Here is a 20711-nt window from a genome sequence, read left to right on the forward strand (position 1 = left end):
CCCAAAACATTTTCTTGCCTTTTCTCGTGTGTGTGCGAATGATTCTGCGATTTAGATTTTCATCGCACGGAGGTTGCACGGATGGTTATCGATTGGGTACGGCAGGAATTTGAATCGTTGGACCTGGGCCACAAGCGGCGGGTGGATCGCGTTGTTAAGTTTGTCTCTCAAGCTTCCTCGATCGGCGAGTCGACACCGGACCGTGTTCGTTCCAAAGCTGACTTGAAGGGAATTTATCGCTTAGCCAACAACCCCAAGGTAGACGTGGATCAAATCTTCGACGCACATCATCAGGCCGCTCGAAAGCGATGCGGCGAGCACAAACGGGTCTTTCTGGATCAGGACTCGTCCGAGTTCGATCTGACCAAGCCAAAGCAGCAGGTCAGCGGGGCAGGACCGCTTTCGGGCGGCAAACGTTTTGGCTTTTTCTACCATCCGCTCTACGCCGTTGCTGCCCCAGGCATCCCCTTGGGAGTGGTCGACCAAGTTCTTTGGACTCGTGATGCGACGTCATTGGAAGTGCCAGCCAAGGAGCGCAAAGCCGAACGGCAGCGACGCTGTTTTGAAGAAAAAGAGAGCAGCCGATGGATGGAAATGATGCAAAGCGGCGAGCAAATCGCCCGCTCGATGCCGCAAACTCAGTTCATTCAGCTTTCCGACAGCGAATCGGACATTGGCGAACTGCTGGCCGAGGCGGCGGAGTTTCCAGAGAACTATGGATTCATCATTCGTCAGTGCCGGACTCAGAAGATCGTCGCCGCCGTCGATGCGGTCACCGGCTCGCCGATTGATGATGTCACGACAATTGAAGAGACGCTTTCAAAGGTCGCTTGGCGTGGAGAGAAAACGGTTTCGATCGGTGGCCGAGACGCTCCGGTGCTTCCAGATGATAAGAAACGAGCTCGGAAACAGGCACGTATTTCACGCGAAGCGCTGGTGCAATTTCGCAGCGTGCGCGTCAAAGTTGCCGGAACCGGGCGGTCCAGCACTGGCAAGTTGACCGACACTTGGATCAATGTGGTGGAGTCGCTCGAGGTGGATCCGCCAATCGGTGAAGCCCCGATTAACTGGATGCTTCTGACAACCCTGCCGGTCAGTTCGGCGGAAGAAATTGACGAGGTTTTGACCGGCTACTGTTTTCGTTGGCTAGTGGAGTTGTACTTCAAAACACTTAAAAGTGGGCTTCACATCGAAGACATGAAGTACGAAACATTGGAGCGTTATATACGAGCGTTTTCGATGCTCACGGTCGTCGCTTGGAGAGTGGAGTACCTCAAGGGCGCCACACGTCATGACGGACAGTCGCCCTGCACGGTCTACTTTAGCGAAGACGAATGGATGGCGATCATGATATTTCTAACTAAACGCCCGGTCGATCCGAAGTCTCCACCAACGATGGAAGCGTTCGGAAAATCGATCGCCATCCTAGGCGGCTACATCGACAAAAAATCGCAGGGTCCTGCCGGCTCAAGAACTCTCTGGCGAGGGATGAACCGTTTCTCGACCATCGTTGAAGCGTTCGTTGCATTCAAGCAAATGAGTTTTGGGGTATAAAAAGGCTTCCAGCCTGTCATTGAATCCATGACAGGCTGGAAGCCTATCCCACATTTCTGGTAGCGAAAGTCGCGAAGACTTTCGTTCCCCCCTGCCCCACTCGAAACTCTTGGCGAGATTCGTTACGGGATGACCTTCCTGCCACGGCAGGCTGGAAGCCTATCCCACATTGAGATCGATCAGTCGTAAGAACTCGGGCACAAATTGTCGAAGCGCCCGCGAGCGATGGCTAATCGCTCGCTTGACCGTCAAATCCAAGTCGCCAAACGTGCGATGGTATTCGCGAATGATAAACAGGGGGTCGTAGCCGAATCCTGCAGTCCCTTGCCGTGTGTGGGCAATCCGGCCCGTGCAGCGTGAATTGGCTTCCAATCGCACGTTGCCTTGCGGATCGGACAAGCATAGGTAGCTATTGAAATGAGCCGTCCGGCGGACATCGGGCACGTCTTTCAGTGCCTCGAGTAGTTTGTCGTTGTTGGCTTCGTCGTCGCCATGCGTGCCGGCGTAACGAGCCGAGTGGACTCCCGGTTCACCACCCAACGCATCAACGGTCAGACCGCTGTCTTCGGCCAACACCCATTGGCCCAGATGCTTGGCCTGCTCAGTCGCTTTTAAGGCTGCATTTTCGGCGAACGTGGCTCCCGTTTCCTCCACGTCGATCGAGCCTTCGATTTCTGCCAAAGCCAACAGCTTGACTTTGTCTTGCGGCAACAGCAGTCGCAGTTCGATCAGTTTTTTGGCGTTGTTGGTACCGACAACGAGCTGGAACATGGCAGCGGCCTGTGACATTGAAATTGAGTGTGCGGTTATTTCGCGATCGCTTGGGCGATCCGGTCGACAGCGGTGCGTAGCGACCGCGCCGCCATCACAAAGTTGGTGTGGCCGCTGACCTCGGGCTGAATCGCTTCGTAAAGCTCAGTGGCCTTGCGAAGCTTGCTGATCTTCTTCTTCGCCATCTTTAGGTAGACGGCGGGGTCATCCACTTCATCGAGCGGTCCGACCGCTAGAATAAAATCGTAGAGATCGCGGACAACATCACGAAGGTCTTCGTCGTCCTCGGCTTCATCGCAATGTTTCAGGAAGGTACGAACCATCCACACATGCGTGATCTCGGTATCGATGCTGCGAACACGCGACATCGGGTCGGTCGCTGGTTCCATGAACTTTGCCTAACTAGAGGGTCTGGCCCGAATTGATCCGAGTAGGGCCGGTTCCCACCGGCCACCTTTAACGGCTCGACGAAGTCGGCCGGTGGGAACCAGCCCTACGCTATTTCAACGCTTCAATACGACAATCGATTCCGCTCGTCCTTGGTGGACGTCGTCTAGCTGGACGCTTCGTCGGGCGTCCCCACCGTTTCCGCCGCGGCCGGATCCACCACCGCTGCCGCATCCGCCGCCGGGGCATCGACCACTGCAGGTTTCGGTGCCGCCGCGTGACCGTGCGGCGTGTTCATCGCCACAATCACGACGCCGACTACCGTTAACAACATCCCCACCCACAACAGCGGATTGATCGTGACATCACCGTGCAATTTGAAAATTGAAACGATCGCAGATACCGAAACCGCTCCGCCAAACACAATCGGCATCACCAACAATGCGTTGCCTCGGCTGGTCATCATCGCGGTCGTCAAGCAGACCGCACCAAAGGCGCCCAGCACCCCGGCCAAAAATCCCCACTTCATCGTTGGGAAATAGGCACCGGAATAACTGAACGAGTCGCCTTTCATTTTCATCATCAGCAAACCGCCACAAATTGCGATCACCAAGTAGGCGATCCCGATGAAGACGTACGGTTTGAAGGGAGACCACATCGGGACGCCGTTGACTTTCGGGGCTTGAGCGTTCCCGATCGTAGGTCCGTAACATCCCCAGAAAATAGCGGTGCCAAGGGCAAATAGAATTGGGATCAACATTTTGTTCATGTAACACTCGGTTGGAGGTGCGGTGCAGTCAGAGAGGGGCGTATCAGCAGGGTAAGCAGGTAGGCAAATTTCTTTTGGTTTATTAGCCGTTTTGGCCAACGCTGTGAAGCATTTAGAGACGGCAAATTACGGCATTTACGATTTGTAGCTACGCTCGCCAGAGCGTGGATGGTTGCCGGCCAATACGAATCACCACCTTCTGGCGAAGGTAGCTACGAGAAAATACTTCACAGCGTTGCGTTTTGGCGCTAGCCACGGTTCTAACGTTCAACCGGGGCTAGCGTCCAAGCGGCTACACGTTGAACAGGAAGTGGCAGATGTCGCCATCTTTCATGATGTAGCTCTTGCCTTCCACACGTAGTTTACCGGCCTGTCGAATATCTTTTTCGGTTTTGTAGGTTTCGAGGTCGTCCAGAGTGTAAACCTCGCAGCGAATGAAGCCGCGTTCGAAATCGCTATGGATCACGCCAGCGGCTTGAGGAGCGGTCGCGCCCTTGGGAATCGTCCACGCACGGACTTCTTTTTCACCGGCGGTAAAGTAGCTTTCCAGCCCCAGCGTGGTGTAGGTCGCCTGAGCAATTTGATTTAGCGCGGGCTCTTCGAGTCCGACTTCGGCCAGCATTTCGCTGCGATCGGGTTCCTCGAGCTCGGCCAGTTCGGCTTCCAGCTTGGCACACACGCAAACCACATTTGCGCCGACCTTGGCCGCTTGATCGCGGACCTTTTGCACGAGCGGGTCTTTGCCTTCGAGGTCATTTTCGCTGACGTTGGCGACGTAAAGTACCGGTTTGGCCGACATCAGCCCGTAGCTCGAAATCGCAGACGCTTCGGCGCTGTTCAGCTCGAGCGTCCGTAACGGTTCGTCCTTGCTGAGGTGAGCATTGCATTTTTCGATCACGGCGACCCGCAATTTTGCTTCCTTGTCGCCGCTGCGGGCGGTCCGCTCGGCCTTGCCCAACGCGTTTTCGAGCGTTTGGATGTCCGCCAGCATCAGTTCGGTCTCAATCGTATCCATGTCGGCGATCGGATCGACCGTGCCCGAAACGTGGATCACGTCTGGATCGTCAAAACAGCGTACGACTTGCACGATCGCGTCGACTTGGCGGATATGGCTGAGAAATTTGTTGCCGAGCCCTTCGCCCTCGCTGGCCCCTTTCACGATGCCCGCGATATCCACCAATTTCAGGATCGCCGGGATGGTCTTTTGAGGGGTGATGAAATGAGTAATCCGGGTCAGACGCTCATCCGGAACGCTGACCATTCCTTCATTCGGTTCGATGGTACAGAACGGATAATTTTCACTCTGGGCCGCTTGGGATGCAGTCAAAGCGTTAAACAGCGTACTTTTACCGACGTTCGGCAGACCAACAATTCCGGCTTCCATGGCAATGATTTCTATGTGAACAACGAGATGTTAACCCGGAAATTACGTGCTAATCGCTATGACGCGAGAATATCCGCACCGATCGGGCTGAAGGCGAAATCGTATCAGCGAAAGCGGTTTGCGCTAACGGTGGACGCCGTCCAAATTCAGTTCCCTGTGATGCTTTTTCCAAATCCAGGAAAGTTTTTCCGAAATTGGCTTCAGAAAACTGCTCTCGGCAGCCGATACCTTATTCTTGCAAGATGCAGCCCTTTTTAGGTTTCAAGGACGAAGCTGGTCGTCGCTTTTCACCAGCGGATTGTTCGTTGGTGTGTAAGCGGTTTCCGTTCGCTTTCCATCCAGCTGCGAGCAATTCATTGCGAAACCTTACTCTTGGCGTTCTGATCGTCTCGGGCGGCACATTGGCCGCGTTGCCGTTTCGACGTGCCCCCGAAATTGTCGCCCCTGAGACCATCGAGCTACTGCCCGGGTCGCTGTTGAGTGCGCAAACGCCTTCGTCGCCCGACCAAACTCGTCCATCACGCGGTGCCGTCCAAACGTACGCAACGCCAGTGCCGCCGAGTTTGCGTACCGATCTGACCGAAGACTTAGTCCTCGAAACGACCACAATCGACGCGTTGGACACAAAATCGTTCGATTCGTTTTCGTGGAACAAACCAAGTGTGGCGGATTCGTGGGCGAACCGGCGCCAGCAGGCGTACAAGCCGCTGACGTACGAAGATTTGGCCGTGCCAATCTCGCGGCCCGACGTCGTTAACGATCGCTTTAATGCCACCGCATCGGCACAGCAACAGGCCGAGCAGCAATCGCGGGACGCAGGCAAAGTCGTTGCTAAAATGCAGCCAATGGAAGCGGGAGTGTCCAACGATCCGTGGCCGCGACAATCGCCCGCCGAGGACGCCAGTGCGACCGTCACTGGTAAAGTTGCAGCGGCAGAGATCCATGATCCGTTCAAGGGGAGTGAGCGGTTTGCACAAATCGACGCCTTGCGGAATAACGCAACCACCGGGGGGCTACCGTCACAGGTGGCTACCACAACCGCCACAGCAGCGGTCACACCGCCACGACAAAACGCGACATTGGCAAGCAGTCCACGTCGTGAACTCGAGCCAACCTTACCCGCCCCCACCCAGCGACCGGCCGAACGAACGAGGCAATGGATCACCCAGCCCAATTAGTATGTCGTGATCATTGTCGTTGATCGCTCCGCGATCTAAACGTGATGCGAATAAAGAAGCGACCAACAAGCATCCCCTTACCGCCCCAAGGAGACGGTTGATTTAGTGAGCCGCTCGCGCGTGAGCGGCCGGGTCCCACGCAGTACCCGGTGCCTTACGGCCCACGGCTCACTACTGCGATTTGCATTTCGATTAAATCAACAGCCCGCTAGCGCCCAAACGGCTAACATGAGAGCTGTGATGTCGTACTCATTCAGCAGTCTCCCGAGGGGGATGTTTTCCTGCGGGCAAACGATTCCAATGAACATCAGCGTTTTGCAGTGATCAAAACGCTCCTCCTCTTCTTCTTCTCGCGATCTTCCGGTGCGGTGATGTTAAAGCTCTTTCTCTTGTTGTCGATCGTCTGCACCAGTGCCATCGTGGCGAGTACCAAGCCGCTCGCTGCAGAAACGACGCCTGATTCGATCAATGTCCCACCGGTGCTGTTGCAAATGATTCGCGATTCGGCGATCCAAGCCGAGTTGAATCTAGCGGAGAACCAACTTGTTTCTCTGCGTGACACCCTGGTCGAAGTTGATGGTCCCTGGTTCCGCTCTCGCAATCTTAAGCCTGACGAGCAGCGCCGGATCATCGATCAATTGACACAGACGCTTGCGTCGCGTCTTGATTCCATTCTCGATCCAACTCAAAAATCACGACTGGACCAACTCGTATCGCAAGCACTTGGAACACGAATGGTGCTTCGAGAAAATGTGCAAGCGAGTCTTCAGATCAACGAGACTCAGTTGCAAACGCTCGTTGAAACCTTTGCTCAAACCGACACGCAATCGCTTGAGTTACAGCAGGCGGTTGTCTCAGGCGAGAAACCCGCGGACGAAGTCAACAAAGCGATCGCGGATCTAAAAACGGCTGAGCGCGAAAGCTTGCTGAAAACACTGACCAACACTCAGCGATCCAAGATTGGGGCACTGACGGGCAAACCGTTTGATTTTGCGAGTATCAAACGCACCTACCCGCTGGCGCCCGAATTGCTTAGCGAAGGGGCCAAGTGGATTGATGGAACTGCGGCGACGCTGCAGCAGTACCGAGGCAAAGTGGTCGCCGTTCACTTCTATGCGTTTCAGTGCATCAATTGCAAGCGGAACCTGCCGCACTACACCGCTTGGCACAACGATTATGCCGACAAGGGGCTGGTGGTGATTGGCATCCAAACGCCCGAGACATCGTCGGAGCGAGAATTTGACCAAGTCCGAGCCGCAGCCAAGTCCGAAGGGATCGAATACCCAGTCATGCTTGACGCCGATTCCGCCAATTGGAAATCGTACAACACGACGATGTGGCCGACCGTCTATTTGATCGACAAAGAAGGTTTCATTCGTCGCTGGTGGCAGGGCGAAATGAATTGGAAAGGCACGCTTGGCGAAAAACAAATGCGGACCACGATCGAAGCCCTGTTAGCCGAATAGTAGCTGTTGGCTGAATAATCCTCCAATCACGTACCGCCCTTAACGTAACTGCTATAAAACCCGCCTCCGTGGTGGTACACTCAATTTAAGCAGTTAGGCAGGAGTCTTTCAGTAAATTGGCCGTTTTGGCGCTAGCCACGGTTCCGGCGCTGAACCGGGGCTAGCGCCCAAACGGCTAATGGGATTTCACCCAATGATTTCTGCCTACCTGCTTATCTTGGTCGTTTTGGCTATCCTGCTTGCCCAGGCCATCCTGTTAGCTGTGATTTTTACCTCAGAGAGTTTTAAGATATGTCGAGTGAGTTTGAGCGTCTTCGCGGAGCCCGGTGTCTTGTCACAGGCGGCGCGGGATTTATTGGATCGCATCTTGTCGACGCCCTGCGTGGCGCCGGAGCCACCGTCCGGGTGCTCGACAATTTCAGCACTGGGTTTCAACACAATCTCGAGCACACCAAGTCCGACGACGGTGTCGACATCGTCAACGGTGATGCGTCCGATGCCGATTGTGTCCGCAGTGCCACCGAAGACATCGACTATATTTTCCATCACGCCGCGATGGCTAGCGTGCCTCGCAGCATGCGAGAACCTGCTTTGTGCCACGCATGGTGCGCCACCAGCACGGTGGAACTGCTGAAAAGTGCAGCGGATAACGGCGTCAAGCGATTGGTGTTGGCGTCCACCAGTGCCGCATACGGAGATTCGCCGTTCGTTTCCAAGCGTGAATCCGATCCGGTAGCGCCGTTGTCGCCATACGCCGCCGCAAAATTGGCAGCCGAATCTTACTGCCAAGCGTTCTATCGCGGGTTTGGATTGGAAACCGTCGTGCTCCGTTACTTCAACGTATTCGGCCCTCGCCAAGATCCCAAGAGCGAGTACAGCGCGGTGATTCCTCGTTTTGTTTCGATGATCCTTTCGGGTGAGCGACCGATCATTTACGGCGACGGCGAACAATCACGTGACTTTGTTTACGTTCGCGATGTCGCTCGAGCGAACATGTTGGCAGCGATCTCGCCCGACGCTCCCGGTGGCACGTTCAACATCGGTCGTGGCGAGCGAACTTCGCTGTTAATGCTACTGAATTCATTGCGTGACATTCTTGGCCAAGGCATCGAGCCGATTCATGAGCCACCGCGGGCCGGTGACGTTCGTGATTCGCTTGCCGACATCAATGTCGCACGCAATCGGCTCGGTTTTGAACCGCAAGTCACGATCGATCAAGGACTCGAAATGAGTGTCGATTTCTACCGCAGCCTCGTGGTGAATGCATAGAACTTGTTTTTGTTGGGGCATCCTAATGCGTAAACTTAGAAGTTCATTCCTCTCTCTTTTTGATCTAGCGAGTTGAAACCATGAGCAACGAAAATCCTTATTCGGAACCCCAACAACCCCAGCAGCCCTATCATCAACCGCCCGGGAAATCGGACGGCAAGTCGACGATGGTCATCGTCGGCGTGGTGCTGGCGGTGGCACTTGCCGTGATGTTGGTGTGCGGAGGAATTTTGGTGGCGTTGATGTTGCCCGCGGTACAAGCGGCACGCGAAGCCGCTCGCCGGATGCAGTGTTCCAACAACATCAAGCAGATCGGATTGGCGCTGCACAACTATCACTCGGCTTATAACACGTTGCCGCCGGCGTACACCGTCGACGCCAACGGCCGACCGATGCACAGTTGGCGTTCGATAATCTTGCCATTCATGGAGCAGCAAGGTCTGCACGAGCGGATCGATTTCTCTAAACCGTGGGATGCACCCGAGAACCTGGCTGTCGCGCAAACGGTTGTCCCTCAATACAGTTGTCCGTCGTCAGTGGTCGATCCGACGATGACAACTTATGTCGCTGTCGTGCACCCACAAGGGATCATGTCGGGGGCAACTCCGACGAAGTTTCGTCAAGTTGTCGATGGTTTGTCCAACACCTTGATGGTGGTCGAAGCCGATACCGGAAATGCGGTCAACTGGATGAGTCCCGATGATATTGATCTGCAAGCTTTCCTTGCGTCCGGCACTGCTCGAGACCACGGCGGTCATATCGGCGGCGCCCACGTGCTGATGGGTGACGGCGCAGTGCAATTCGTGACTGATTCGATGGATCAAAACTTGCGAAAGGCTTTGGTCACCAAAGACGGCAACGAAGATTTGTCGGCTGGGTTTTAGTCTGCTAGTTGCAACAAGTCAGCCGAACTGTCGATTGCGATATTGCTTCGTTCTGTGTTCTCGGATAGCGCGAATTGGGTGCCATTCCATGCAAAGTGAAGAGTCACATTCTTTGCCTTTGACCGCAAAGCAAATTGCTGATGGATGCGGACGCTAATTGTTCGAGTGGCCTCATTGAATTCGGTGGAAATTTCAGCGGATGCGCTGGTATTTCCGCCGCCGGACACCGTTGGGAGCAAATAGAAATCGGTCCAGTCCGAATTGTAGTGTCCCGTTAATGAGTATTCGATTCGGTATGTGTCACTACCGAAACAATCGGTGTATCGATAATCGAAGAGCCTCTGGTTGAAGTCGACGTCCGCCGAACCTCGGTATCCACCTTCTGGTTCAATCGAAATCATTTCACTTACAACCGTCGAATTCAACGTTATTCGATCGCAAGTTTGCCAGTTGGGGTGGGCATCGTTGCCAAGCAGCGTGAATCGTTCCGAGTCTGGATTGACCGCAAACGATCGATGCAAAAAGGAAATCCCTGCAAGCAAGAGTGCCACCAACGCGATCATGACTAGCATGTGTTTGAGAGTAAATCGCATTTTGGAAATCATGATACTGAGGTGTATGCGTCAACACAAACGCAAGGGAATCTATTAAACGACAACTCGGCTGAGGCAAATGCTAAGCCTAGCCTTTGGAAGATTCTTCCGGGATGCCGAAGCGGCTAAAGAGAGCGTCATGCTTAGCGAAATCATAACTCGAAGCGTTTGCGCGAGAATACTGATCTTGTAACGGTCCCGCGCTGACGCTTCGGGTTTTGATTTGCTGGGAACAACGACAATAACGCAACGTCAAAACTCACGCGTCGGGTTTCGACGATCATTGCTCCATAAACCCCTAAATAACGACGTATTCTAAGGTGGAGGCTCTTCGGAATCTGGGGGCCAACGCTTGGTCTCGCACGATTCACGCCTGACTCCCGTTTTTTAGTTTTCGGCCGAATCAGCAGCAAATGGATCGGCTCCGACTGTGATCAAAAATGGGTCAGTGCCGCGAGGGTCGTTACACGGTGGACTCGCAAACGGATCGTCAATTCCACCCGTGTCCTGGTTTGTGAAGGTAAATTCTCGTGTTTCATCGGATGATGGGGCGTCTGGCCATGTCACATCAATGTGCGGATTCAATGATGCGAACAGCCTTATGGCATCAAGAAATTCGGATTCCTCAGATTCACGACTGTCCAAATGTGAAGGTGAATATGTAAATTTGATCGATATTAGGTGTCCGAAATTTGATAGTTCGGAAACGATTAGCGGGTCATGAAGGCGATATACCGAGATGCAAGTGACTCGCTGGAAAACGTCAACGCCAAGTCGTCTTTCTATCAAGGAAACAAAATTGGGAAGTACCGAATCGTGGGTGAAACTTGCACCGGCAGGAACGTTTGAGCAATACCCGGATTGATCACTTGGAATCTGATCAAGAAGGTCTTGCGAAATCTCGAAAACATGCCAATAGGATAAGCTATTCAAACGCTTGATTGCTGCACGTTCGTTACGCCACGCCTGATAGTTGGCAACGGCAAAAGCAAAGACTACGGCAAATGCGGACGTGACAATGAGTAACGTTCGCAGCGAAAATCGTATTGATGGACGTTTCATTTCACTTCATCCGATGAACATGCAAGGATGATCTGAGCCGAGCGGACAAGGAGCGAATCTCACGCAACCAAACTAACGGTTCGGTGAAGGCTCCCGGGCGCTGGTATCCGCATCGGCTACCAACCGGGGCGCTCTGAGTGAGATTACTTTTTGGCAATCCTATCATCAATTCATCGCAATCACATCAACAAGAACGATTTCATTGGTTCACTCTCTCGACGTCGCATCGATAACGCCAGACGACTTGCGGCGAAGCCGCAAAACGTAGCCTAGGCTTCCAGCCTGGGGACTACATCCAACCCAGGCTGGAAGCCTAGGCTACGTTAAGCCCAATGAGTTGTGCTGAGGTGCTTACCGCCTTAGTGCATCTTTGATTCGCTTGCGTTCTAGGGCCGCAATTTGTTCGTACTGTTCTGTCTTATCGGAAAGTCCACAGCGACTTGCTGCTTTTGCTCCCAACTCCATCCCAACGAGCGCAAGGTCGCGACTCCGTTGGAACCATTGATCCGCCAGCGAGAATGCGTCGCAGGCGCTGGCTGTCTGTGGATGCGAAAGCGATAGCTCGAACACTTCTTGGACGGCCATCCGGCCGAGGCCAACTCCAATCCAGTCATCAAAGGCCGCCAAAACAGTATCCAACTCGCCGGCCGCATTCAGCGCCAAAGTGAATTCGTTCGATTTTCGCTGGTATTTCACCAGCTCCTTCAGGGCAGCGGCTTTGTCCCACAGGTTTTCGCTACGCGCGACGATATTGCCGGCCAACTCGGCTGATCTTCGGAAGTCACCCAATCGAGCGTACTCATATTTCAATCGGCTAAGTTTGCCTTTCGAGTCTGGTTCCTGCGCCGCCCACTTCTCAAGATAATGAAGTGCCCGGTCGCGTTCACCAAACGACAGAGCCCTCTCATAGAGTGCGAGCACGTCTTCATCATCCTCGGAGTCAGGATAATCGCAACAGATTGACTGCCACCACTGGTTCAAGTCGTCGGACATCATCGAGATATCAAAGGACGAGGCCAAATGATCCCAAAGGCCTGGATCGTTCGCTTTAATATTTTGCTCGGCCTGTTTCCTGTTTGAAACAAAGATGAACTGAATCGGGAAGCCGCATACAGTATCAAAATTTGCTAGTTTCGCGCGAGCAAATAGGCTGGCGTCAGCAGGATCGCGAAACGTCGCCAGGAGAAAGGCAGCCAACTTCAATGGGTCGCTACACCCTTGGAAACTATCGTTTTCCGCCGCGATAATTTCGTGCGTGAGCAGATGCCGAATTAGTTCTATATCCGAGTCTCGGCGGTCGTATTGGAGCGTAAGAAGCACTCGCAAGCGGGCGTCCGCATTGCCGTCGTATGTCCCCCGTTCATCCGTGTGGCGTGCTGCAAAGGCAATGCTACCCCAATGACAAGGGTCGGATCGCAGTCTTTCTAGCTCGTTCATCACAGTCACGTTTGTTGTGCCAGCGGTTGCGATGACCGAGCCACCGCGAACGATCATTCATCCCGATATGTGCTGTCTGCGGCTCCGCGTCTACCGCTTGGTACCATCCTCGCCTGTCACGACGCAGGGGCACCACGAATTTAGAGTCGGGCGTCAAACAGTGGCTATAGTATAGCCGCTTGTTCGAGCATTCGCTCCATTGTGGGAATTCCACCACGTGCTCGGCCAGCCGTGGGGAACTTTTCGGTTGGGGTATACCCACGCTGGAAGCCTAGGCTACCGTTGCACCCGGATGGGAAAGCATGAAGTGGCTGAAAGAGAACTGTCAATCGCTGTGCAGGCGGCGACTTAGTTTGGTAAAGCGGACGACGCCCACGACACCGATGACAAATCCGCTTATGATCAGCGGCCACGCAATAATGTGATAGATGAGCGTGACAGAAAAGAATTGCAGAATCGATACTCCAGTGCCCGCAACCATCAAGGCGGTTCGACCATACGCCAACAACGTGCGTTCGTTGGCGAGGTCGGTCCGGATCATGTTCAAGTCTTGACCGGAGACTTCTTTGTTCAAGTTCATGACTTCTTGGACTGAACGGCAAGATCAAGTTTCGCTTCAAGCTTAGCAGCCATCTCCGCTTTTGCGGCCAACTCTTCTTCGCTTGGCTCGGCTTCCTCGGCATCACGTGCAGCATCGGCCTCGATTGACTTCAGCCGTTTCTTTGCTTCCACGAGCAACACGAGCCCTTCATTGGCACAGACAAATCCGATCACCACAATCGCGACTGCGGCAATGTAACGCAACGACCACGTGGTGAAAAAAATCATCGCAGCAGCACACAGAATGGCAACCCCCGTCTGTGCAAACTTCGACATCGCTTTGAGCTGAATGTCTCGTGTTTGCACGCGAGTACTTCTCGAAATGGCATTGCGAGCCGATTGGTTGGCCAAGTCTCGCATCGCTGACAAATTGCTCGTCTTCTCGGGTGCTTGCGACCGTGGCACCATTGGCTCGTCAGGATCGATAAAGTCCGGCTCACTCGCTTCTGCTGCCACTGCCGTGGCCGCCGCTGCCCCAATCGCCGATGCGGTGATCGCGGAACCCGTAACGGAACTCGAGGTTGATGTCTTGGTCGACGAGGTACTTGTCGAGCCCGGCTCGCTGGGCTGAGTGGATTCCCCTTGAACCCGTTTCAGCAGTCGGTTCATGTAGGCTTCGATCGAATCCTCGTCCTCCTCCTGGCCGCTCGCCACTTCTCCGTTGCCGACAACGGTGTCACTTGACATCACGGTCGCTTCGTCCGGCGCCGTAGCCTCGTCTTCCGCGTCATCCAATGCGGTCAGGTCATCAAGTCGTTCGCTCGAGTAGTCGTCACTCGCTTCTTCGAGACCACTTTCTTGCGAATCGGCATAAGACCATGCACTCGTATGGTCTACCACCTCGGCGTCATCCTGGTCAGCGTCATCGTGGTCAGCAACGTCCTGGTGAACCGAATCGAGTGACGACTGTGCATCGACATCGTCGACCAACGAGTCCAGCTCGGCTTCTTCCGAAGCATTATAGGTCGCTTCCACGTCGTCATACTGATCCGATGACGACTCTGCCTTTTCCGATTCAATGTCTTGGATTAGCTGGCTTGCCAACGAACCAAGCGAACCGTATGGATCGTCTTGCTCTGCTTCGGCTGAGTGATGTTCGTCCACCACGCCTGCGTCTTCACTCGCTTCCCCGTTCACTTCATCAACGGACCATTCGCTATCGTCAGCGGTCCACTGATGTTCGGAAACCGAGTTGGCCTCTGCATCGCTATCGTGCATCGCAACGCCGGCGTCGACATCGGAATCAGCAGGAGTCACATCTTCTTCGTCGAGTAGTTGCGATGGACTTGCCCAGCTGCTCGCTGAAACACTGGGATCTTCATGTTCGTCGTCGTGCGGGTGACTTAGTTCCAATTCCTCAGCATTCGCTTCTTCCTCTAGTAGCTGCGAAGGAGTCTTCCAGCTGCTAACCGAAACACTCGGGTCTTCGTCTTCTTCGTCGTACGAGTGGCTCAGTTCAGGTTCGTCAGCGGTCGCTTCTTCGTCGAGAAGCTGCGATGGGGTCGCCCAGCTGCTAACCGAAACACTCGGATCTTCGACGTCTTCTTCGTCATTTGAGTGGCTCAGTTCAGGTTCGTCAGCGGTTGCGTCTTCGTCGAGAAGTTGCGATGGGGTCGCCCAGCTGCTAACCGAAACACTCGGATCTTCGACGTCATCGTCGTTTGAGTGGCTCAGTTCAGGTTCGTCAACGGTCGCTTCTTCGTCGAGAAGCCGCGATGGAGTGGCCCAGCTAACCGAAGGTGTCTCGTCGGGCTCCTCTTCCGTGTGATGACTATGCACGTCCTGCTCTTCGAACAATTCGGACGGAGTGCCCCAAGTGCTGATCGACACATCTTCTTCTTCGAGCGTCTGGTTGTCTGCTTGCGGGTGCTCTGAGTCCGAATCCTGGATTGCGGCATCAACCTCAGCGTTCTCGTCGAAAACGGCTTCGCTTTCATCGCCGTGATCTTCGTCGCTGAGGCTCTGCTGGCTGGCGTTATCGACCTCGAATTCGCTTACGACTTCACTGGCTGAATCGAAAATCGGCTCAACAATCTCCGACGCCGCTTCGTCAGCGACTTCTTCAACCATCCACTGAGCCTGTTCGCCGGGTGCAGCCGGTTCTTCATGATCGTGCAGCGATGGCGTCTGGTAGGTCGGCCAAGCTTCGTTGTCGTCTGCGAATTCAGACAACACAGGCGATCCGTCATCCTCTTGGCTGACAAAATTGGGTTCATCGCCCGCTTCGAAATTCGTGTCATCCTGGTGGGCCGCATCGTACGACGTAGGTTCTTCGAGCGACGAAGCTTCGGCGATGATCTCGCTTGCTAGCTCGCTTTCACTTACAAAGCCATTTTCGTTTGCAAGTTGATCGTCGTTGTCGCTGCCGCTCAGCTCGGACAGTGACGTCAGACCAACGGGGCTGCTAGAGCCCAAATCAAACGCTGGATAAGCCGACAAATTCGACGTCGAACTCGATGGTGTCTCGGGTGCTGAATTGTCGAGAGCTGGGCTATCGTACGCTGGCGTATCGATGACTGGCGTTTCGAGGGCCGGTGGATCCATAGCTGTTGGATCAAGGGCCGGTGCACCACGGTCAGCGAACGCGTCTTGCAAATCGGCAATCGCTTCTTCGTATTGCGTTCGCATGCGGCTGAGCTGTTCGGTTGTCGCTCCCAATTCGGCGGAGACTAAGTCGAACGCTTCGGAGGTCGGTCGGACCTGAACCTCGGCAAGTGCTTGATCGCGTTGTTTCGTGATTTCGTCGATCCGGTGAGTCACTTCGTTGTTGACGTCACGCAGTTCGGACAATTCGCGATGGGCGTTGGCCAGCTCGATCGACAAGGCTTCGACCGATTGGTGCAGGTGCTCTGCCTCGGCCAACCAGCTACTGCGATCCGATTCGTGTCGTTCTCCGCTTTCAGAAAGCAGTGACTCGAGCTGCTGAATCGTTTCACGCGCTTCGCCGTAATTGTTCCGCAGTTCGGATGATTCTTCGCTGGTGCGAAATACCGTTTGTTGCAGATCTTCGATTTGATCCCGCAACTGCTGGGCAACGACTTCGCTTTCGGCAACAACGCGTTGCTCGGATTCGCGTTGATCGCGAATCAAAGCAAGTTCGCGAGTCACTTCGGCCAATCGAGTTTCTGCTTCGGTGCGACGCGACTCGCTCTTTTCACGCTCTTCGATTGCCTCGTTTCGCGATTCTTCGAGTTCACGTTGGATGCGTTGATGTTCTTCGCGATTCTGGATCTCTTCACGCGTTAGAACTTCTTGGTTCGCCGACAGCGTTTCAAGTTGCGCGTTCAGATTGTTGAACTGCTCTCGCATGCGGTGGATCGCATCGGTCGCGGCCTTGGCCTGTTCTTGCGACTGAGTCAATTGCCGAGCGGCTTCTTCGACTTGGCGGCGATAGTTATCCTCGAGACCTTTGAATTCGACTTCGCGTTTGGCCAACATCCGTTGGTGCGATTCGTTTTCTTCAGTCAGCCGAGCGACTTCGGCCTTCTTTTGCTCGTACTTGGTTTGAATGGTCCGCGAGTTGGATTCGTCGGACAGCAAGCGGGATTCGCGTTTGTAGAGATCTTCGGCGCGTGACCACAGTTCAGTTTCACGACCGCGAAGCTCATGTTCGCGTTGCGAGCAATGCGATTCGCGTCGATCGCAGTCTTCTTGACGCTTACGCCATTGTTGAACTTCACGACGAAGCTGTTCACGCCACGCGGCGTCTTCGGCCATGGGAACGTTGGGTGCAAAGTCGCGGCGAGGTGTCGCTGCCATGCCCATCGGCGGTGCAGGGCGGGACGAAGGGTAAACTCCGGCTGCAATGGTGCTGTCAAGTTGCCCAAGGCTCGCGACGTCGCGTGCACTGGCGGTTCGATCGTCAAACGATGCAATCGACGTCGTCACGCTGCGATTTTGGAAACGGTCGGATGATATCGATTGGGTGCTTGTTTTCGTCGACCCGAGCAACTCGAACTGATAATTGCCCAACCGCATCACGTCGCCGACGCTGAGTTTCGCCTCAGTCGTTCGCGTGTTGTTGATTTCGATCGGGATCGAATAGGCGCGAACGAGAATTTGGTTCGCGTCGCGGATCAGCACCGCATGCATCGGACGCAACGAGCGATCGCCCAGTTGAATCGAGCAACCGTGGGCACTTCCAAACGTGTAGCGATTTCCCGTTAGCCGCAAACGGCGAGTTGGCGAACCCGCAGTGATCACGCGGAACTCCATCGCCTCGATCTCAGTCGGCTTGCTCAGCAGACTTGTTCCCGAAGCGGCGAGTGACGGCACTTGTCCCGAAGTCACGTCAAGCGTTTCGTAGGGAAATGCGAGTTGCTCTTCGATCGATTTCTGCGACCGGAACATCGACGATGTGTCTTCCGGCTTCGCGGGCTCGTCGTGCGGCGCAATGTACGATTCTTCCACTAAAGAACCAGTAGCGTAGTCGTCGTTCGAAAAGGGAGCTGTATCGCTCTTGTGATCGGAATTCACCGTCCATGTCCCTTGCATCGTGGAATTAGCTAGCGGTTCGCAGTTACAAAGCATCCCCGCCATCGATTACCAACTTGAGGCGGTCAACGGCAATGGCTACTGGGATTGTTTGTGCCTGCTGGCAAACCGAGCGCGTGGACCATCCCTGTCGCTTTAGGTTTGCACTGTATCTTCTTCGGACATGGGACATTGTTACGGTTAATCTAATCGTGCCGATGGTGCCAATTTTATCAATGATGACCTCAGTTGGCTGCCAAAATGGCGGCCCCGGCTGTCTGGGGGAGCCCAAACCGTACTTTTCGATGCTTAAATTGCAAATGTCCTGCAACAAGCAAATTCTAGCGGGGGGGCCTAGTTCGCTAGAACCGCTGCAATCGTGATGGAAATCGCGACGGGTTGATGAAAATGCTAGGAAATCAATTTCTTAATGAAGACAATTTGGCCAAGCTTCCTATGATTGGGACGAACTAACGCAAAGGTGAGAAAACACTGAACCCTGGGTACGAAATGTGCGTAAAGGCGGGATGAGCCACTCAATACCAATTATTTTGTCGTTGATATGGTCGTTATCCGGTCCACTTAGGTGTATCTTGTGCCCCGTGCGAAAATTTCCGCCCTTGCAGAAGGTTCAGCTCCGAAGGCCACGTGGCCAGAAAGCGACAAGGACACGCGACAGTTCAAATGAATCGGGTTTGACGCGTTCATGTTATGTGAGCTGACGGATTGCGGGAAATATCAGCAGCCATGTTTAGCGAGTTCGGTGTTCAGCAAATACGGTACTTCCCATTTTTGGAAGTATCGATCCTATAGAGCGAGGTTACTAAGATGCCACGAAAAGACGCGTTATTAAAGCTCCGAGAAAATCTGATCCGTCGCCGCGACGCCCTGAGTCGCGCATTGGCAGGCGACCTCAGCTTGTTGCAAGAACTTCATCAACAAAAGACCGGTGATGTGCTCGATGCGGCAGCCGACACGATGCAAGATGAGCTGAACAGCCAATTGCTTGAGGTCGAGAGTCGCGAGCTCAGTGCGATCGAAGAAGCAATCGTGCGAATGGAACAAGGCCAATACGGCGACTGTGTGGATTGTGGAAAACCGATCCCGCTGACCCGTCTTCGCGCCATTCCTTATGCAACTGATTGTATTGGTTGTCGCCGTAAATCCGAAATGTCCAGCGGGACCACGGGTGTGGTCAGTTGGAACCGGGTCTTCGAGGATGCCGAAGTCGACTCGGTCTAGAGCGACAAATTTACTCCACGGTGATTGAAATTAATCCGACCGTAGCGGTCGTGACAATTTGATTACCGGATTTGTGGATTGTAACCTAGAACGGCTGGACGAATGTTCGGCCGTTTTTTAATGCGCCGAGAGTACTAGTTCTGACGTATGAAGCGCACAGGGATGCCAGCAAATGAAGTAACAAAGCTCGCCGCCTCCTAGAGTCGATGCATACAATCACGTCAGCACCTCTCCATGCGATGACGCTCACTAATCATCGGCCCTCCCAATCCATGACGACGTTATGATTCCAAGCTCCCTTCAATCTGCGGCGACGGTTGGTCACCAAGCCGTCGCCGATCGTCGTTCGCGTCTCGCCGCACTGTGTGGGCGAGTGCTGCAGAAACGCACGTCCTTGGCAACAAGCGTCGTATGTGCTTTGGCGATGGGGATCACTTCCAATGGGGTCGCACAAAACCCCACCATCATTAAACGGTCGGTGGATTTCAGCCCCAAGCCGCCGTCGTACACGGTGACCGACAACGTGTCCAAGCAAGACCGCTATTCGAATGCGGATTCTGGGTACCAAAGTGAGCCCGCGCAACAAGAAGGACGCTCGGTAAGTGTCCGTCGCCCTTCACTGGAAGAAACAACACAGCCCCTGATCGAAGATCAACGCGAGCGACTGTTCGATGAATTGGCTGAAGAGTTCAGCATGTTCGATCGCTTGGGCAACTTGGTGCGACGAGTGTCCACCTTGGTCAAACCAAGTGTGATTCACATCGAAGCGCACAAAACCGAGAAGAACGAATCGTTCGACGAGGCGGGTGCCGGTGTCGTCTTGCGAATCAATAACGAAACGTGGGTCATGACAAATCGGCACGTGATCATCAGTGCCAGCCCGAAGCAAATTCTGTTGCGGACCAGCGACGGTCGTGAGTTTCATCCGGTAAAGGTCTTGTCGGACCCCAGCACCGATGTGGCCGTCATGAAAATCAGCGGCGTCGACCTGCCTGCGGCACGGTTGGGAGACAGCGACGCGACTGAAATCGGTGATTTTGTAATCGCCATCGGTAGCCCCTTTGGGTTGAGTCACTCGGTTACCTTTGGCATCCTGAGTGCCAAAGGACGGCGTGACTTGTCGCTCGGCGAACAACGAATTGATCTTCAGGATTTCTTCCAGACCGATGCAGCAATCAACCCGGGCAACAGCGGCGGTCCGCTGTTGAACCTGCGTGGCGAAGTGGTGGCGCTGAACACCGCGATCGCAAGCAGCAGCGGCGGAAGCGAAGGCATCGGGTTCGCGATCCCGATGAATATGGCGTTCAAGGTCGCCGACCAATTGGTGCGCAACGGACAGCTCCGTCGTGGTTACTTGGGCGTCACGCTGGATCCCGATTTCACGGTCGCGGATCTTGCCGCAGCCGGTTACCGGGAAAAGGGGGGCGCGTTAGTAAAGAACGTGCGTCCCGGATCGCCCGCAGAGCTTGCACATCTGCAACGCGGCGACATCATTGTCGAATTTGACGGCAGCCCGGTTGATAACGACGACCACTTGGTCGCTCGTGTGGGCTTGACCCAAATCGGCAACAATATCCCGATGATCATTTACCGCGACGGCAAGCGATACCGAACCGCGGTGACTTTGACGGATATGAATTAG

Annotated in this window: 16 protein-coding genes; 7 read left to right on the forward strand and 9 right to left on the reverse strand. The window is 54.3% G+C overall.

Going from position 1 to position 20711, the window contains the following annotated elements:
- The first annotated feature begins 81 nt into the window (after nucleotides 1-81).
- Nucleotides 82-1554: an IS4 family transposase gene (locus SH528x_RS13275; protein ID WP_442506501.1), complete on the forward strand. Its 1473-nt coding sequence runs from the start codon at nucleotides 82-84 to the stop codon at nucleotides 1552-1554.
- A 159-nt stretch (nucleotides 1555-1713) separates the two neighbouring features.
- Here SH528x_RS13275 and rdgB read toward each other — a convergent pair whose 3' ends face one another.
- The 4 genes from rdgB to ychF form a co-directional block, all read right to left on the reverse strand.
- The gene (gene rdgB, locus SH528x_RS13280; RefSeq protein WP_442512123.1) at nucleotides 1714-2325 is read right to left on the reverse strand and encodes an RdgB/HAM1 family non-canonical purine NTP pyrophosphatase; all 612 of its coding nucleotides are present in this window, start codon (nucleotides 2323-2325) and stop codon (nucleotides 1714-1716) included.
- 35 nt (nucleotides 2326-2360) lie between these two features.
- Nucleotides 2361-2714, reverse strand: a complete 354-nt coding sequence (locus SH528x_RS13285; protein ID WP_442511002.1) for an amidohydrolase — start codon at nucleotides 2712-2714, stop codon at nucleotides 2361-2363.
- Between the two features lie 164 nt (nucleotides 2715-2878).
- On the reverse strand, nucleotides 2879-3481 hold the full coding sequence (locus SH528x_RS13290; RefSeq protein WP_442511003.1) for a hypothetical protein: 603 nt from the start codon (nucleotides 3479-3481) through the stop codon (nucleotides 2879-2881).
- Nucleotides 3482-3773: 292 nt separating this feature from the next.
- A complete protein-coding gene (gene ychF, locus SH528x_RS13295; protein ID WP_442511004.1) occupies nucleotides 3774-4865 on the reverse strand; it encodes a redox-regulated ATPase YchF in 1092 nt (363 codons plus the stop codon).
- 356 nt (nucleotides 4866-5221) lie between these two features.
- Here ychF and SH528x_RS13300 point away from each other — a divergent pair, with 356 nt between their 5' ends.
- From SH528x_RS13300 to SH528x_RS13315, 4 genes are all read left to right on the forward strand, one after another.
- On the forward strand, nucleotides 5222-6043 hold the full coding sequence (locus SH528x_RS13300; protein WP_442511005.1) for a hypothetical protein: 822 nt from the start codon (nucleotides 5222-5224) through the stop codon (nucleotides 6041-6043).
- A gap of 371 nt (nucleotides 6044-6414) precedes the next feature.
- Nucleotides 6415-7509: a redoxin domain-containing protein gene (locus SH528x_RS13305; protein WP_442511006.1), complete on the forward strand. Its 1095-nt coding sequence runs from the start codon at nucleotides 6415-6417 to the stop codon at nucleotides 7507-7509.
- Nucleotides 7510-7800: 291 nt separating this feature from the next.
- Nucleotides 7801-8778, forward strand: coding sequence for an SDR family oxidoreductase (locus SH528x_RS13310; protein ID WP_442511007.1), 978 nt, complete (start codon nucleotides 7801-7803; stop codon nucleotides 8776-8778).
- A gap of 80 nt (nucleotides 8779-8858) precedes the next feature.
- Complete coding sequence (locus SH528x_RS13315; RefSeq protein WP_442511008.1) at nucleotides 8859-9662, forward strand: DUF1559 domain-containing protein; 804 nt, start codon at nucleotides 8859-8861, stop codon at nucleotides 9660-9662.
- Here the strand turns inward: SH528x_RS13315 and SH528x_RS13320 are convergent.
- From SH528x_RS13320 to SH528x_RS13340, 5 genes are all read right to left on the reverse strand, one after another.
- The gene (locus SH528x_RS13320; RefSeq protein WP_442511009.1) at nucleotides 9659-10255 is read right to left on the reverse strand and encodes a hypothetical protein; all 597 of its coding nucleotides are present in this window, start codon (nucleotides 10253-10255) and stop codon (nucleotides 9659-9661) included. The two genes, SH528x_RS13315 and SH528x_RS13320, sit on opposite strands and share 4 nt — an antisense overlap.
- A 387-nt stretch (nucleotides 10256-10642) precedes the next feature.
- Nucleotides 10643-11317 carry a hypothetical protein gene (locus SH528x_RS13325; RefSeq protein ID WP_442511010.1) on the reverse strand — a complete coding sequence of 225 codons (675 nt, stop codon included), beginning with the start codon at nucleotides 11315-11317 and terminating at the stop codon, nucleotides 10643-10645.
- Nucleotides 11318-11668: 351 nt separating this feature from the next.
- Nucleotides 11669-12754, reverse strand: coding sequence for a hypothetical protein (locus tag SH528x_RS13330; RefSeq protein WP_442511011.1), 1086 nt, complete (start codon nucleotides 12752-12754; stop codon nucleotides 11669-11671).
- Nucleotides 12755-13079: 325 nt separating this feature from the next.
- Nucleotides 13080-13334, reverse strand: a complete 255-nt coding sequence (locus SH528x_RS13335; RefSeq protein ID WP_442511012.1) for a DUF202 domain-containing protein — start codon at nucleotides 13332-13334, stop codon at nucleotides 13080-13082.
- Complete coding sequence (locus SH528x_RS13340; protein ID WP_442511013.1) at nucleotides 13331-17830, reverse strand: FHA domain-containing protein; 4500 nt, start codon at nucleotides 17828-17830, stop codon at nucleotides 13331-13333. The genes SH528x_RS13335 and SH528x_RS13340 overlap by 4 nt, the downstream gene beginning before the upstream one ends.
- Before the next feature lie 825 nt (nucleotides 17831-18655).
- Here SH528x_RS13340 and SH528x_RS13345 point away from each other — a divergent pair.
- Together SH528x_RS13345 and SH528x_RS13350 are read left to right on the forward strand one after the other, a co-directional pair.
- The gene (locus tag SH528x_RS13345; protein WP_442511014.1) at nucleotides 18656-19069 is read left to right on the forward strand and encodes a TraR/DksA family transcriptional regulator; all 414 of its coding nucleotides are present in this window, start codon (nucleotides 18656-18658) and stop codon (nucleotides 19067-19069) included.
- A gap of 424 nt (nucleotides 19070-19493) precedes the next feature.
- Nucleotides 19494-20711 (forward strand): S1C family serine protease, encoded by a 1218-nt coding sequence (locus tag SH528x_RS13350; protein WP_442512124.1) that lies wholly within the window; start codon nucleotides 19494-19496, stop codon nucleotides 20709-20711.

The sequence above is a fragment of the Novipirellula methanifontis genome, from assembly GCF_052161655.1.
GTDB lineage: Bacteria > Planctomycetota > Planctomycetia > Pirellulales > Pirellulaceae > Novipirellula.